General features: G+C 58.4%; 18 protein-coding genes and 1 pseudogene. 9 read left to right on the top strand and 10 right to left on the bottom strand.

The features are described from left to right. Nucleotides 1-33: 33 nt before the first annotated feature. The 3 genes and pseudogenes from trxA to ACXAH8_RS06635 form a co-directional block, all read left to right on the top strand. Nucleotides 34-375: pseudogene (gene trxA / locus ACXAH8_RS06625) on the top strand (thioredoxin); the annotation flags it as partial. 68 nt (nucleotides 376-443) lie between these two features. Continuing rightward, the gene (locus ACXAH8_RS06630; RefSeq protein ID WP_475217043.1) at nucleotides 444-794 is read left to right on the top strand and encodes a Lin0512 family protein; all 351 of its coding nucleotides are present in this window, start codon (nucleotides 444-446) and stop codon (nucleotides 792-794) included. Continuing rightward, the gene (locus ACXAH8_RS06635) at nucleotides 791-1,153 is read left to right on the top strand and encodes a Lin0512 family protein (RefSeq protein WP_475217045.1); all 363 of its coding nucleotides are present in this window, start codon (nucleotides 791-793) and stop codon (nucleotides 1,151-1,153) included. Before ACXAH8_RS06630 ends, ACXAH8_RS06635 begins: the two co-directional genes overlap by 4 nt. 58 nt (nucleotides 1,154-1,211) lie before the next feature. Here ACXAH8_RS06635 and ACXAH8_RS06640 read toward each other — a convergent pair whose 3' ends face one another. Then, complete coding sequence (locus ACXAH8_RS06640) at nucleotides 1,212-1,406, bottom strand: DUF1127 domain-containing protein (protein ID WP_170380185.1); 195 nt, start codon at nucleotides 1,404-1,406, stop codon at nucleotides 1,212-1,214. A gap of 197 nt (nucleotides 1,407-1,603) precedes the next feature. Between ACXAH8_RS06640 and hslV the strand changes: the two genes are divergently transcribed. Next, nucleotides 1,604-2,161, top strand: coding sequence for an ATP-dependent protease subunit HslV (gene hslV / locus ACXAH8_RS06645; protein WP_170640839.1), 558 nt, complete (start codon nucleotides 1,604-1,606; stop codon nucleotides 2,159-2,161). Then, a complete protein-coding gene (locus ACXAH8_RS06650; protein ID WP_170640841.1) occupies nucleotides 2,158-2,511 on the top strand; it encodes a hypothetical protein in 354 nt (117 codons plus the stop codon). Before hslV ends, ACXAH8_RS06650 begins: the two co-directional genes overlap by 4 nt. A gap of 37 nt (nucleotides 2,512-2,548) precedes the next feature. On the opposite strand, the gene ACXAH8_RS06655 is transcribed toward ACXAH8_RS06650, so the two are convergent. Both ACXAH8_RS06655 and ACXAH8_RS06660 read right to left on the bottom strand, forming a co-directional pair. Next, nucleotides 2,549-3,790, bottom strand: a complete 1,242-nt coding sequence (locus tag ACXAH8_RS06655; protein ID WP_475217048.1) for an MFS transporter — start codon at nucleotides 3,788-3,790, stop codon at nucleotides 2,549-2,551. 105 nt (nucleotides 3,791-3,895) lie between these two features. Then, nucleotides 3,896-4,297, bottom strand: coding sequence for a DM13 domain-containing protein (locus tag ACXAH8_RS06660; RefSeq protein ID WP_170550866.1), 402 nt, complete (start codon nucleotides 4,295-4,297; stop codon nucleotides 3,896-3,898). Nucleotides 4,298-4,497: 200 nt separating this feature from the next. Between ACXAH8_RS06660 and hslU the strand changes: the two genes are divergently transcribed. Together hslU and ACXAH8_RS06670 are read left to right on the top strand one after the other, a co-directional pair. After that, nucleotides 4,498-5,805, top strand: coding sequence for an ATP-dependent protease ATPase subunit HslU (hslU, locus tag ACXAH8_RS06665; protein WP_170470659.1), 1,308 nt, complete (start codon nucleotides 4,498-4,500; stop codon nucleotides 5,803-5,805). A 181-nt stretch (nucleotides 5,806-5,986) separates the two neighbouring features. Beyond that, a complete protein-coding gene (locus ACXAH8_RS06670; RefSeq protein WP_425084054.1) occupies nucleotides 5,987-7,015 on the top strand; it encodes an alpha/beta hydrolase in 1,029 nt (342 codons plus the stop codon). Between the two features lie 52 nt (nucleotides 7,016-7,067). On the opposite strand, the gene ACXAH8_RS06675 is transcribed toward ACXAH8_RS06670, so the two are convergent. From ACXAH8_RS06675 to ACXAH8_RS06685, 3 genes are read right to left on the bottom strand one after another with little or no spacing between them, the layout of a single operon-like run. Continuing rightward, entirely contained in the window at nucleotides 7,068-7,655 is a 588-nt protein-coding gene (locus ACXAH8_RS06675) for a Smr/MutS family protein (RefSeq protein ID WP_475217052.1), read from the bottom strand. Then, on the bottom strand, nucleotides 7,655-8,692 hold the full coding sequence (gene mltA / locus ACXAH8_RS06680) for a murein transglycosylase A (RefSeq protein ID WP_475217055.1): 1,038 nt from the start codon (nucleotides 8,690-8,692) through the stop codon (nucleotides 7,655-7,657). Before mltA ends, ACXAH8_RS06675 begins: the two co-directional genes overlap by 1 nt. After that, the gene (locus tag ACXAH8_RS06685) at nucleotides 8,689-9,348 is read right to left on the bottom strand and encodes a Tim44/TimA family putative adaptor protein (RefSeq protein ID WP_170380193.1); all 660 of its coding nucleotides are present in this window, start codon (nucleotides 9,346-9,348) and stop codon (nucleotides 8,689-8,691) included. The genes mltA and ACXAH8_RS06685 overlap by 4 nt, the downstream gene beginning before the upstream one ends. A gap of 108 nt (nucleotides 9,349-9,456) precedes the next feature. Between ACXAH8_RS06685 and ACXAH8_RS06690 the strand changes: the two genes are divergently transcribed. Both ACXAH8_RS06690 and secB read left to right on the top strand, forming a co-directional pair. After that, entirely contained in the window at nucleotides 9,457-9,957 is a 501-nt protein-coding gene (locus ACXAH8_RS06690) for an FxsA family protein (protein ID WP_475217059.1), read from the top strand. A 54-nt stretch (nucleotides 9,958-10,011) separates the two neighbouring features. After that, nucleotides 10,012-10,521 carry a protein-export chaperone SecB gene (gene secB / locus ACXAH8_RS06695; RefSeq protein WP_170380195.1) on the top strand — a complete coding sequence of 170 codons (510 nt, stop codon included), beginning with the start codon at nucleotides 10,012-10,014 and terminating at the stop codon, nucleotides 10,519-10,521. Nucleotides 10,522-10,548: 27 nt separating this feature from the next. On the opposite strand, the gene dnaQ is transcribed toward secB, so the two are convergent. The 4 genes from dnaQ to ACXAH8_RS06715 are packed head-to-tail and all read right to left on the bottom strand — an operon-like array spanning nucleotide 10,549 to nucleotide 13,283. Further along, nucleotides 10,549-11,271 carry a DNA polymerase III subunit epsilon gene (gene dnaQ / locus ACXAH8_RS06700; protein WP_475217061.1) on the bottom strand — a complete coding sequence of 241 codons (723 nt, stop codon included), beginning with the start codon at nucleotides 11,269-11,271 and terminating at the stop codon, nucleotides 10,549-10,551. Next, nucleotides 11,264-11,857, bottom strand: a complete 594-nt coding sequence (gene coaE, locus ACXAH8_RS06705) for a dephospho-CoA kinase (RefSeq protein ID WP_425084059.1) — start codon at nucleotides 11,855-11,857, stop codon at nucleotides 11,264-11,266. Before coaE ends, dnaQ begins: the two co-directional genes overlap by 8 nt. Beyond that, on the bottom strand, nucleotides 11,854-12,687 hold the full coding sequence (locus tag ACXAH8_RS06710) for a shikimate dehydrogenase (protein ID WP_475217064.1): 834 nt from the start codon (nucleotides 12,685-12,687) through the stop codon (nucleotides 11,854-11,856). The genes coaE and ACXAH8_RS06710 overlap by 4 nt, the downstream gene beginning before the upstream one ends. Beyond that, nucleotides 12,684-13,283, bottom strand: coding sequence for a Maf family protein (locus ACXAH8_RS06715; protein WP_475217066.1), 600 nt, complete (start codon nucleotides 13,281-13,283; stop codon nucleotides 12,684-12,686). The genes ACXAH8_RS06710 and ACXAH8_RS06715 overlap by 4 nt, the downstream gene beginning before the upstream one ends. Between the last annotated feature and the right edge of the window lie 5 nt (nucleotides 13,284-13,288).

Below are 13,288 nucleotides of genomic sequence, written 5' to 3' on the forward strand. Positions count from 1 at the left end.
CCGACGCGGCACCTACGTTCCTTTCCCGAGTTTACCCCATTCAGGAGACAGAATATGTCGACCGTAGCCGTTACCGACGATACCTTTGATGCCGAAGTCAAGAACTCGACCGTTCCCGTGGTTGTAGACTTCTGGGCGGAATGGTGTGGTCCTTGCAAACAGATCGGCCCCGCACTGGAAGAACTAGCCGCTGAGTATGGCGACAAGGTGAAAATCGCCAAGGTAGACGTGGACAGCAACCCGAACGCAGCTGCTGCGATGGGCGTGCGCGGCATCCCGGCTCTGTTCATCTTCAAGGACGGTCAGGTTGTCTCGAACCGCGCGGGCGCGGCACCTAAAGCCGCGCTGCAAAGCTGGATCGACGAATCCATCTGATCCGGATTGGAATGCGATTGATCAAAGGCGCCCCGAACCGGGCGCCTTTTTTATAACCGGAGGCTTTGATGGCAAAAACACGAGTTCTTGTGGAGTTTGGTATGGGCACGTCCCTGCGGCGCGAGGATTATACCGAGGCCGCCTTACGCGCGATCAAGGATGCGCTGTGGCACAACTCGGTCAATATGGCTGAGCTGTTCGATTTTCCCAAAGAGGCTATGATCATTGATGCCGAGATCGGCGTGCAGCAACCCGATAAAGTGGACCGTGAGGCGCTGAAGGTCGTGTTCCCTTATGGTCAACCGTACATCACGGTCACCCGAGGTGGGCTGGACATCGACAAACCGCATGCCGATGGCCACACGGTGATTGCAAACGCCGCCATCATCGTCTCTTTCGACATGGAGCCCGCGCAATGAGTGAGAAACGTATCATTCTTGAGATGGGCACCGGCAACGACCTCTATGGTCAGGACTACACCAAGGCCGCACGGCGGGCAGTGCAGGACGCGCTGCATCATTCCTCGATCACTCTGTTTTCGCGCTTAGGCGTGGACCACAAAGAGATGCGCGTCGTGGTGACAATTGGGGTGCAACAGCCCGAGGCCGTGGATTGCGATCTGGTCGCGCAGGATTTGCCACGGGGCAGGGCCGAGGTGCGGGCCGTGTTGGGCGGGCTGGACGTCGAGGATGGCGATGCAGGCACCCGCCACGTCATCGCAACCGCAGCGGTTGAGGCCTACCTGTTGGATATGTCGGGAAAATACAGGCTAGTCTGAAAAAGAAAAAGCCGCTCGGACGAGCGGCTCATCTTTACTACGGCTGATCTGAAACGGATCAGATGGTGATGATGTCTTTGCGGGTCAGACCGATATCTTCCAGCTGAGCGTCGCTCAGTTGCGACAACGCCTTGCGTGTCTTACGAGTTTCGTTCCACTCAACCGCTTTTTCGAAAGCCACAGTGAACGCGTCCACTACGTGCAGGATGGTAGCTGCTCCGAGCGGCGCAGTGTTTTGTGCAGTATTTGCCATTTGCGCAGTCCTTCAAACTGAAACAGCCGACCCAATGTCGGTTGTAAGCTTCATGTAGTGCAGGGGCCTGAGTCTCACAATTGCCAGTCTGGTAGACCCGATCTGCGTTTCTTGCATATCTTTTGGGCAGTTTGTGAACAGTTGCGTTGGCGCTGGCTCCGGCCCATATAGGGTCCCAGTGATGAATGGAGGCCCTAATGGCAGACAGCGATTTTCCCGGTTGGCATGGCACAACGATCATTGGCGTCAAGAAAGACGGCCAGGTGGTGATTGCCGGCGACGGACAGGTCAGCCTGGGCCAGACCGTGATCAAGGGCACGGCCCGCAAGGTCCGCCGCCTGTCACCCGGCGGGTTCGAGGTTGTGGCAGGTTTTGCTGGATCGACGGCGGATGCGTTCACTCTGCTCGAGCGGCTGGAAGCCAAGCTTGAGGCCACCCCCGGCCAACTGGCACGCGCCTCGGTCGAGCTGGCCAAGGATTGGCGCACTGACAAATACCTGCAAAAGCTCGAAGCGATGCTGATCGTCACCGACGGTAAGGACCTGCTGGTGATCACCGGGGCAGGGGACGTGCTGGAACCGGAACACAACGTGGCAGCCATCGGATCGGGCGGCAACTTTGCCCTCGCCGCAGCGCGCGCGATGATGGACAGCGACAAGCCCGCCGAAACGGTTGCACGCGAGGCAATGGCGATTGCTGCCGACATCTGCGTCTATACCAACGGCAACCTGACGGTTGAGACGATTGCGTCATGAGCGCGGTTCTCGCAGCCATATTCGGCGGTCTGATTGGCGGCATTGTTGGTCCTATTGTCCTCGACGAATACCGGAGCCGAAAGCACAACAAGGAATGGAAAGAGCCTAGAAAAAAGCTCCTGAAATCCATGTTGAAGGACTCAAAGTACAAATTCAAATCTTTGGAACGGCTCAGCAGGACGATTGGCTGCACCGAAGATGAAACACGATCGCTTTTGATTGAGCTGGGCGCTCGAGGCACCGTTTTGAAGAAATCAAAGAAAGAAGGATGGGCGCTCATAGAAAGAGCGCCGCTCCCCGAGAGTCAACGCAAACTGGACGAAGAGGAGATCGAGGAGGATCAAGACTAGCGGCCTTCTTAGCTTTCGCTTAACCGCCGGTCAGCAGTTAGGCTAACAGCGCTTTGATCTCTTTCCCTTTCCAACGGCGGTGCATCCCGATCAGGCCGAAGATCGCGGCGATGATCACGATGTAGTAGGGCACGCGGATGTCGATGCTCATCAACCCGCCGCCGATCAGGGACATGATCCCTCCGGCAAGGCAAAAGACTGCGGTGGTCACACCCATGACCCAACCCTGGTCCGCCTCGCTGACGCTGGATGAAAACAGGCCCAGAAGGGTCGGGTATGAAACACCGAAAAAGAAGTAAAAGAAGAAGACCGGAATGTAACTCAGCGCGCCGCTGGGGCTGAAGGCGAACGCAAGCCCGCAGATCACCATCGTGATCAGTGAGACATAGATAATCTTGTGCTTGCTGAACCTCTCTTGCGCGGGTTTCACAAGGAAGGTGCTAGAAAAGGCCAGCGCAAAGCCGATGACGACCATGGCCATACTGCCTCCGATTACGCCATAGCCGAACCGGCTGGTCAGGAAATTGTCGACAAACACATAGAAGGTGACGTTGGCGATCATGAAGAACGAGTAGACCGGCAGGATTTTCAGAACCATCGGGTGACCCCGCACCGCGATCAGGCTGTCGGTGATGTCGCGCGGACGAAAGACAAAGGGCGCGCGTTCGCTGCGGGTGTCCTTGAAGAAGGCCAGCACGAGGAAAATGGCGATCAGCACCAGAACGAAGGCACCGTAGAAGGGTGTTCTAAGCGTGGCAAAGCTGCCCAGTAGGTCAGAGTCCGACAGGACGGCGCCGATGATCGGCCCTCCGACAAGGCCAAAGCTGACGCCGGTTACGATATACCCCATATTGCGGTCGCGGTCGGCAGCATCGGTACTGCCATCGATCATCGCCGCCTGCGCGATGGGCTGATTGCCCGCCGTAAAGCCAGTGATCGACCGACCCAGGATCAGCAACAGCAGACTATCGAGGTAGAGCGAGGCGATGGTAATGGCATATCCCGCCAACGCTCCGCCCAGACAGACCAGAAGCGCGTTCTTGCGCCCGATGGAATCCGAGACCTTCGATACGTAAACAACCCCCAGAAACCACGACAGGAAGAAACACCCAATCACCAACCCATAGTAGAAATGGCGACGTCCGTCGGGTGTGCCTTCGGGCAGGAACCCGGATTTCGTCTCCATGATCAGAGAGTTGATGATCGGAAAGACCAGCCCTTGTCCGATCAGGTCCACAAACACCACAAACAGCAGGGTGATCTTGGCAATCTTAGTCATGAAAAACGCCCCCGGTTCCAATAACTTGGGGCGAGTGTAGCAGACAGTTGTGCCGTTACCTAACGATGTGTCAGAGGCCGGAGAACCCGACCTCTGACGGCGTGATTACTTCAGCGATGCTACGCCCAAAGGTACTCCGGCGACCTCGCACCAGATGTATACTTCGTTGTATCCCGACACATCCATGGTCGGCGGGACTGCATAGGATTGCTTACCTGCAAGGTGCAGCAGCGCGCCGAGTTTGCTGTCAGGGGCGTAAGTGCCGTCTTTCCCAAATGCGACGCGCGGGTCGGGGCCGTTGTCCAGCGAAAAGTCCTCGCCCAGTTCAACGATGTAGCGGTCGCCATCCTTGACCAGTTTTACCGAACCGGTGGTGATGTGGTTCGAACGGCCCTCGAACGTGCCTTTCTTTTTGGCTCCACCGGCCACAGCACTGGTGGTGCTAGCCAAGGTAAGGGCCGCGCCGGTGGCAGCAGCTTTCACAAAAAGAGAACGACGAGTCATCATGATGCGGTATCTCCATAAGATAGATGCGGGCCTGTGTGCCCGTCGCCATTTTTTATGCCGCACGCGACCCTCGCATGGCGATTCACATCACTACGAATATCCGTGTGTCTTCTGTGAGTTGTCGTGATGTTTTCGTGATCGGCTTGTGTTTTCGCGACGTATGATTAGGTTCCGCTTCGAAACAGACGGATAAAACACATATGACCGACCTGACCCCGCGCGAGATTGTCTCGGAACTGGACCGCTTCATCATCGGGCAAAAAGACGCCAAGCGCGCCGTGGCCGTGGCCTTGCGCAATCGCTGGCGGCGCAAGCAGTTGGCGGATGATATCCGCGATGAGGTCTACCCCAAGAACATCCTGATGATCGGGCCCACCGGCGTCGGTAAAACCGAGATTAGCCGCCGTCTGGCCAAACTGGCACGTGCACCCTTCATCAAGGTCGAGGCCACCAAGTTCACCGAAGTCGGATATGTCGGTCGTGACGTGGAACAGATCGTGCGCGATCTGGCCGACGCAGCGATCATCCAGACCCGCGAATACATGCGTGAGGATGTGAAGGCTCGCGCCCATCAGGCCGCCGAGGATCGCGTGATCGAAGCCATCGCTGGCACCGATGCACGCGAAGCGACCCGTGAAATGTTCCGCAAGAAGCTGAAATCGGGTGAGCTGGACGACACAGAGATCGAGCTGGAGCTATCTGACACCTCAAACCCGATGCCGATGTTTGACGTACCCGGCCAGCCCGGCAGCCAGATGGGCATGATGAATCTGGGCGATATCTTCGGCAAGGCCTTCGGCGGCCGCACGGTGAAAAAGAAAGTAACCGTGGCCGAAAGCTATGACCTACTGATCGGGGAAGAGGCCGACAAGCTGCTGGATGATGAAACCGTCAACCGCGTGGCGCTGGAGTCGGTCGAACAGAACGGCATCGTGTTTCTGGACGAGATCGATAAAGTCTGCGCGCGCGCGGAAGCGCGCGGTGGCGATGTCAGCCGCGAAGGGGTCCAGCGCGATCTGCTGCCTCTGATCGAGGGCACGACAGTGTCCACCAAACATGGCCCGGTGAAAACCGACCATATCCTGTTCATCGCCTCGGGTGCGTTCCACATTGCCAAACCTTCGGACCTGCTGCCCGAGCTTCAGGGCCGTCTGCCGATCCGAGTGGAGCTGCGCGCGCTGACAGAAGAAGATTTCGTGCGCATCCTGACCGAGACGGACAACGCGCTGACCCTCCAATACACCGCCCTTATGGGTACCGAAGAGGTCACCGTCAGTTTCACCGATGACGGCATCGCGGCGCTGGCCAAAATCGCTGCGGATGTGAACCAAACCGTAGAAAACATCGGCGCGCGGCGGCTTTACACGGTGATGGAGCGTGTGTTCGAAGAACTCTCGTTCACCGCGCCTGATCAGGCTGGGACCGAGATCACGGTGAACGCGCAATTCGTGGATGACAATCTGGGTGAGTTGACGAAATCAACCGACCTCAGCCGTTACGTATTGTAACAAATCCAGCTGTATTTCGCCGCCGATTTGGCGGCGAATTTTCGTTCCGGCTGGACCTTGCACCAGAAACTGGTAACCGTGACTCAAACTCTGTTTCTTTGAGGGTTGAGCCGTGTTGCGTTTGAGTATTGCCTTTCTTGCTGTTGCTACACTGAGCGCTTGCGTCGACAGAACTGCGCAGGTGACAGTGCCATCCGCGTTGAATGTGGGATCCGCAGAAACCGTCTACGCGGCCACAACCCGGGGGCGGAACCCCGACGGAACGTTTAACGCCGACCGGGGCGAGCGGGTTCAGTACCACAAAATGACGGTCTCAATCCCGCCAAACCACACGCCAGGCACGTTGGAGTTTTCTTACGCAAACCCCAATCCGGAGAAGCAGTTTGTTTTGGCCAACACAACGGACCTATCCGGCCCGCGTGAGTTGGCAAACCAACTGCGCGGAGAGGATGATGTGTCGATCTTCGTGCACGGGTATAACTCGACCCATACCGAGACCGCGTTTCGCGCGGCGCAGTTGGCGCATGATCTGGACATTCCCGGATCGGTCCTGATTTACTCCTGGCCCAGTCAGGCGCGCGGGGCAGGGTATGCCTATGATCTGGACAGCATGCTGTTTGCCCGCGACGGGTTGGAGAAGACAATCCGGGACCTGAAATCCATCGGCGTGAAACGGGTTGTGCTGGTCGCCCACTCCATGGGCGGCGCCCTTTCGATGGAGATGATGCGTCAGGCAGAGCTACGCTCGCCCGGCTGGTCGCGGCGCAACCTTGATGGCGTATTCCTGATCTCACCCGATCTGGATATTGACGTGTTTCGCTCGCAAATGGACAGCATCAAAACTCCGCCTGATCCCTTTGTCGTGATGGTATCGCAAAAGGACAAAATCCTGAATATCTCGGCCCGGATTCGCGGTACACCGGGGAGTGAACGGCTGGGCAATATCAGCACCATCGAGGCGTTGGCCGAGTATCCGATCGAGGTGATCGACGCGACCGCGTTCAACAGCGATGCCGAGTCCTCGCATTTCGTTGCTGCAACCTCACCCGCCTTGCTGTCGCTGCTCAGTTCGGCGCGGCGTGTTGGAAACACCCTTGGAAACCGACGCCGGGGCATCGACTATTTGATCCCCAACAGTCAACGCAACCCCTCGGGTGCGACCGAGGTTGTTCTGTCTGAGACCGGACAGGCGCAGGTCGCTACTCAGTAGGATTCAAGGGTTTGCCAGAGGGTCTCTAACTATTTCGGTCGGTGGGCGAAGCCTAGCGTACACGTCTGAGATAAACGTAGTAGGCACCATCCCCGCCGTGACTGATATGCGCAGGTGTCACCTGCATCACCGCCTGCGCCAGAGGCGGGATCGATAGCCAATGCGGCACCTGATTGCGCAACACACCGCGCGGGGTCGGGATCGGCCCTGGCTCGTCGCGGTCTTTCCCCTTGCCCGTGATTACCAGAACCAGGCGTTTGCCCTGCGCTTGCGCCGTAAGCACAAAGCGCACAAGCGCCGGATGAGCGGTGTCTATGCGCATCCCATGCAGGTCCAGCTTCCCCTCGGGTTTGAGCTTGCCACGCTTCATGCGGCCAAAGGCCTTGGTATCCATCTGAACCGGGGCGGCGCGCAGCGTCTCGGTGATCGACGGCTTCAAGCGATTGGCAGACGGCTTGGAAGGTTGGTGCTGCCCCAGCTCAAACGCTTCAATCCGGGGTTTTGGCAGTTTCTTGGGCGTGGGTTTGGGCAGAGTTGTCGGATGCACGGTTTGAGGGATCTCGGGGTGCAGCCGCTCAGCCTGTTTGGCGACCTTGCGCCACAGCTCGATCTCATCGCTGGTCAGTTTGCGCCGGGTCATTAGTAGTCATCCGTCGCCATGGCATAGGCACGCTGGATCGGCAGTAGCACGACCATGCGACCGGGGTCTTTCAACCGACCGGCAGCTTGCCCTGCATCATCGCCCGTTCCAAAGAAGATATCGGCCCGCTGTGCGCCCTTGATCGCCGCACCGGTATCCTGCGCGATCATCAGGCGGCGCAAGGGCTTCTTGCCGTCTTTCTCAACCCAGACCGGAGCACCGAGCGGCGTATAGGCAGGATCGGCCGCGATGCTGCGCATGGTGGTGATCGACCGGTTCATGGCACCCAAAGGCCCCAGTTCCGGCGCCACGCGGCTGACCTCGCGGAAGAACACGTATGAGGGATTGTGAAACAAGAGCTCAGCCCCAGCTTCGGGGTTCTTGCGTACCCAGGCCTGGATCATCTGCGCGCTGACCGCGTGGGCACCCAAAGCGCCACGCCGGACCAGCTCAACCCCGATTGAACGGTAGGGCTGACCGTTCGCGCCACCATATCCCACGCGCAAGGCACCGCCATCGGGCAGGCGCACCCGGCCAGAGCCCTGAATTTGCAGAAAGAACAGCTCAACCGGGTCATCGACCCACGCGATCTCAAGCCCGCGGCCCTGCATCACGTCGCTGGTCAGGATCTCGCGCCGGCTGAGCCACGGCCCATCCCGCGCCTCGGGTGGCATCTTGTAGATCGGGTACTTGAACCGATCCGTCCGGGTTCTGGAGCCATCAAGCTCTGGCTCAAAATACCCGGTGAACAGCCCATCCTTGCCGTCTTCGACCAAAACAGGCCGAAAGAAGAGTTCAAAGAAGGACCGGGCGGCATCCCCTTCATAGGTCCGGGCGACACCACAAAGCGCACGCCAATCCGGGTCGTTCAGATCACCGCAAGTGTTCAGAAAAACGGAAAGGGCCGCGCCGTGGTCATCCTCGGCCCAGCCCTGCAGGTCGTCAAACGAAAGGACGGATCGCGTCGCCTCGGCTCCGGCGGCGCTGGCAGTGGTCATCGCACCCACCAGAAAAAGCGACCGGAGCGTGGCAATCATGCGTCCGTGGCAACAAGCAGCCAGTTTGGATCGTCCTTGCCCATCACGCGGGCAAAGGTCCAGCTGTCCTTTTGGCGTTTCACGGTATTCGGGTTGCCTTCGATGATGTCACCACCACGATCCCGCACGACCGAGGTCAGCTCACCAATGAATTTCATGGTGATTTCTGCCTCATTCGTATCCTTGTCAAAGGACACATCGGTCAGGGTGGTTTCGCGCACGCCGATGAACTCGGCCTCGATCGTCAGGCCTTGATCTTCGCGCGCGGATACAACCGAGACGAAGGTTTCGAAAACGTCTTCGGCCAGGAAGGGCTGGATTTCGTCCAAATTGCCCTTCTCAAAACCCATCACGATCATTTCATAAGCGCCACGGGCACCCTGAACAAATTCACTGACCGAGAAGCTGGGCTCGACCCGCTTCATCGCAGCCAAGGTCTGCGCTTGCTCGCTGTCTTCGGGAACGTGGTCAGTGATGTCATGATCCGGACCACCTTCGATCACCTCGAAATCACGACGGGACGCACCCGCATCGGGCTGATGCGGAACAGGGGGTTTTTCGAAACCTTCACGCGTTCCCAGCACGCTTTTCAAACGCAGGATCAGGAAAACGGCAATTCCGGCCAGTACCAGCAGCTGGATCATGGGTTCGTTCATTTCATCCTCTTTTCAGAACCGAGACTTTGTGTACGCGGCCTCCTGCCACTATGTAGGTGACAGTTGGTGGCAAGTCCACAGTTCGGCCATAGGTAAAGGATAACGCAAATGTACCTGTTCTTGGCATTTTTATTGGTTCCGATCCTTGAGATAGCCCTGTTCATCCAGGTTGGCGGTCTAATCGGCCTGTGGCCAACCCTTGCCATCGTGGTTCTGACGGCGGTTCTGGGCACCACATTGGTACGGACACAAGGTCGCATGGCGCTGGGGCAATTGCAGCAATCCTTCGCCACTCTGGACGATCCGACCGAGCCTTTGGCCCATGGCGCAATGATCCTTTTGTCCGGCGCGCTGTTGCTGACACCCGGCTTTTTCACCGATGCCGTTGGGTTTGCACTGTTAATCCCCAGCGTGCGGATCGCCGTTTTCCGCTATCTGAAAACCAAGGTGACCGTGACCCAGTTCCAGATGGGGCCGGGCGCGGGCTTCCAACAACCACGCGGACCCTATGATCAGGGCGACGTGATTGACGGCGAGTTTACCGAGGTTCGCCCACGCAAGGACCCCTCGAAACCGTCAAAATGGGTGGAAGGTCCCCACCAGCATTGAGGTGCCGCGCGCAACTTGCTAAGCAGTGTCGAATTTCATTTTTGGAGTAGATCCATGGCCGAAGAAAACGCTGCAGAAAACACTGCGGCTCAAGCCGCCCCTCAGGTTCAGATGCGCGTTCTGGGACAGTTCATTCGTGATATGTCCTTTGAAAACGTCATGGCGCAAAAAGGCGTGTCCGGTGACGTACAGCCCGAGATTCAGGTTCAGGTGAACCTGGACGCGAAAAAGCGTCAGGTCGAGCATCAGTATGAAGTTTCGATCAAGCTGAAGCTGACCTCGAAAGCCAAGGGCATGGACGATGTTCTGTTCCTGTGCGAGCTGGATTATTGCGGGCTGTTCCACGTGGAAGGCGTGCCAGAAGATCAGCTGCACCCGTTCCTGATGATCGAATGCCCGCGCATGCTGTTCCCGTTCCTGCGCCGTATCGTCAGCGACGTCACCCGTGACGGTGGCTATCCGCCGGTGAACCTGGACAACATTGATTTTGTAGCGCTTTACCGCAATGAGCTGATGCGCCGTCAGGCCGCTCAGGCGGAACAGGCCGAGCAGACCGACGCCTAAATCCCTCGAGCCCCGTGCCTGACAGGATCAGGCGCGGGTCCACAGGGCGCTTTCGCCCAGTTTCTCGATAAATGCCTCATGCGCTGCGCGTTCATCCTCGGTGATCCGGGATGGCAGCGGTGTTGCGCGCGGTGTCGGACGCCAGTCATCTGCCCCACCCACGCCGGACGCGGCTGAGGTGGACAGGCCGAAATCCGGTTGGCGTCCGCCGATCAGCTCAAGATAGACCTCGGCCAGGATCTCCGAGTCCAAAAGCGCGCCGTGCAGCACTCGGTTCGAGTTGTCGATATTGAACCGCCGACACAGCGCATCCAACGACGCCGGAGAGCCCGGAAACCGTTTGCGCGCAATGGCGAGCGTATCGAGCGCCTGATCCATCGGAATCGGCGGCAGGCCCATCCATTTCAGCTCGGCGTTCAGGAACTTCATGTCGAAAGAGGCGTTGTGGATCACCAGTTTCGCGTCGCCAACAAAATCGCGAAACCCTTGACCCACTTTGGCAAAAACCGGTTTGTCTTTCAGCGTCACCTCACCCTTTTCGGGCGGGCGCGGGGTTTCCAGCAGGTCGGGGCCGATGCCATGTACGCCAAATGCCTCTTCCGGCATGCCGCGTTCGGGGTTGATATAGACATGATAGGTCTCGCCCGTCGCCACATGGTTCCACAGCTCAACCGCGCCGATCTCGACAATCCGATCACCGCTTTCAGGATCAAAGCCCGTGGTTTCGGTATCGAGTACAATCTCACGCATCTGCCATCCCCGCCCGTATCTGCCTGACCACATCCTGCACCTGCGCGCGGGCATGGTCCAGAGTGTTGGTTTCAATCACATAGTCAGAGCGCGCGCATTTCTCGTCATTCGGCATCTGCTTGGCGCGGATTTGTTCGAACTGAGCCTCGGACATCGTGCCGCGTTCCATCACCCGGCGTTTTTGTTCGTCAGGCGATACCCGAACGCAGGCGACCGCATCCATCGCGGCCTCACCGCCCGTTTCGAACAGAAGGGGGATGTCGAACACCAGAATATCGGCCGCGGCACTTTCGCGGAATGCCGCGCGATCTGCGGCAACCAGAGGGTGAACGATCCCCTCGATCCTTTTCAAAGCAGAACTGTCTTCGGAAATAATCCGTTTCAGTGCCTCGCGGCTGACCGCGCCCTCTACGATAGCCGACGGAAAACCCTCACCCATCGGCCCAACTGCCGCTCCGTCTTTAGAATAGAGACGATGTACCGCTGCATCTGCATCCCAAAGCGCGCAGCCTTCATCGACGAACATCTGCGCCGTGGTGCTTTTGCCCATCCCGATTGAGCCTGTCAGGCCAAGCGCAAACCTCATGCCAGAACGGCTGCGCGCAAATCGTCATTGACCTCCGGGCGCACGCCGAACCAACGTTCAAAGCCCGGAACTGCCTGATGCAGCAACATGCCCAGCCCATCGACCACGGTGCATCCGGCCTCTTCCGCCGTTTTCAACAGGTTGGTCTTGAGCGGCGCGTAGACCAGATCGGTCACCACGGCGCCCGGCTGCAATCCATCCAATGGCACCCGCAGCTCAGGCTGACCCTGCATGCCCAGAGACGTCGTGTTGACCACAAGCTCGGCGTTTTCGATCACGTTGCCGGCCTGCACCCAATCCACAACGGTGATGCGCTGCCCAAATTCTTCTTTCAGATGATCGGCACGGGCGCGGGTGCGGTTGGTCAGCAGAATCTCGGGCACACCCGCATCCGCCAGCGCCTGCAACACGGCGCGCGCCGCTCCGCCCGCGCCAAAAACCACGGCGGGGCCATCTTTGGCATTCCAATCCGGTGCGCCCGCGCGCAGGTTCTCCATGAACCCATACCCGTCGGTGTTATCGGCATGGATCGAGCCATCCTCGCGGAAAACCAACGTATTCGCGGCCCCGATCACGGTCGCCCGGTCCGAGACATGGTCAGCGATACGCAAGGCAGCCTCTTTATGCGGCACCGTCACGTTTGTTCCCACAAAACCGGCCTTCGGCAGGGTGCGCAGGACGGTCTCCAGATCAGCCGGGGCGACATCCATGGGGACGTAGTGCCCCTCTAGCCCGTAGGTCTTCAACCAATGCCTATGCAATTTGGGCGAGCGGGAATGGCCCACCGGGTGCCCGATCACTCCGGCCAGAGGAATCTTGTGGTCCGTCATTGATCAATCACCCCTTTGACAGCCAGATAGTTGAGCAGCTCCAACAGGGGCATACCCAAAACGTTAAAGTAGTCACCGTCAATGGTCGCAAAAAGTCGCACGCCTTCTTCCTCAAGCTTATATGCGCCCACCGCGTGGCGGATGCTGTCCCAATTGCGATCGACATAGTCGCGAAGGTACGCGTCCGAGCTCATCCGCATCCGCAAGCGCACCTGGCCGACATGACGCCAGATCGGCTCACCATCCTGATAAATCACCGCCGCTGACAGCAACATGTGCCGCTTGCCCCGCATCATCTTCAACTGGGCAAAGGCGTCTTCAGCTGTCTCAGGCTTTGACAGCAACTGCCCGTCGAAATCCAAAACCTGATCGCAGCCCAACACTATTGCTCCGGGTATCTTATCGCTCACCTTGCGCGCCTTCATTTCCGCCAGCGCATCGGCAATATCACGCGGTGAGGCGCCTTCGGCCAACAAGGCATGCTTTATGCTATCCTCGTCCACGCGCGCGATCTGAACAGAGAAAGGCACGCCTGCATTTTCCAGCAACTGCGCGCGAATGGAGGATCCTGAGGCCAGGACGATGGGGACAGACATGTGGA

It is taken from the genome of Ruegeria sp. ABV3_008, from assembly GCF_056161185.1.

Bases quoted from the DNA above. Each gene is read 5' to 3' on its own strand.
- ACXAH8_RS06650 (WP_170640841.1), top strand. From the start codon at position 2,158: ATGAGCGCGGTTCTCGCAGCCATATTCGGCGGTCTGATTGGCGGCATT.
- ACXAH8_RS06675 (WP_475217052.1), bottom strand. From the start codon at position 7,655: ATGACCCGGCGCAAACTGACCAGCGATGAGATCGAGCTGTGGCGCAAG.
- ACXAH8_RS06630 (WP_475217043.1), top strand. From the start codon at position 444: ATGGCAAAAACACGAGTTCTTGTGGAGTTTGGTATGGGCACGTCCCTG.
- ACXAH8_RS06715 (WP_475217066.1), bottom strand. From the start codon at position 13,283: ATGTCTGTCCCCATCGTCCTGGCCTCAGGATCCTCCATTCGCGCGCAG.
- dnaQ (WP_475217061.1), bottom strand. From the start codon at position 11,271: ATGCGTGAGATTGTACTCGATACCGAAACCACGGGCTTTGATCCTGAA.
- ACXAH8_RS06640 (WP_170380185.1), bottom strand. From the start codon at position 1,406: ATGGCAAATACTGCACAAAACACTGCGCCGCTCGGAGCAGCTACCATC.
- ACXAH8_RS06710 (WP_475217064.1), bottom strand. From the start codon at position 12,687: ATGACGGACCACAAGATTCCTCTGGCCGGAGTGATCGGGCACCCGGTG.
- hslV (WP_170640839.1), top strand. From the start codon at position 1,604: ATGGCAGACAGCGATTTTCCCGGTTGGCATGGCACAACGATCATTGGC.
- mltA (WP_475217055.1), bottom strand. From the start codon at position 8,692: ATGATTGCCACGCTCCGGTCGCTTTTTCTGGTGGGTGCGATGACCACT.
- ACXAH8_RS06660 (WP_170550866.1), bottom strand. From the start codon at position 4,297: ATGATGACTCGTCGTTCTCTTTTTGTGAAAGCTGCTGCCACCGGCGCG.
- coaE (WP_425084059.1), bottom strand. From the start codon at position 11,857: ATGAGGTTTGCGCTTGGCCTGACAGGCTCAATCGGGATGGGCAAAAGC.
- hslU (WP_170470659.1), top strand. From the start codon at position 4,498: ATGACCGACCTGACCCCGCGCGAGATTGTCTCGGAACTGGACCGCTTC.
- ACXAH8_RS06655 (WP_475217048.1), bottom strand. From the start codon at position 3,790: ATGACTAAGATTGCCAAGATCACCCTGCTGTTTGTGGTGTTTGTGGAC.
- ACXAH8_RS06685 (WP_170380193.1), bottom strand. From the start codon at position 9,348: ATGAACGAACCCATGATCCAGCTGCTGGTACTGGCCGGAATTGCCGTT.
- secB (WP_170380195.1), top strand. From the start codon at position 10,012: ATGGCCGAAGAAAACGCTGCAGAAAACACTGCGGCTCAAGCCGCCCCT.
- ACXAH8_RS06690 (WP_475217059.1), top strand. From the start codon at position 9,457: ATGTACCTGTTCTTGGCATTTTTATTGGTTCCGATCCTTGAGATAGCC.
- ACXAH8_RS06635 (WP_475217045.1), top strand. From the start codon at position 791: ATGAGTGAGAAACGTATCATTCTTGAGATGGGCACCGGCAACGACCTC.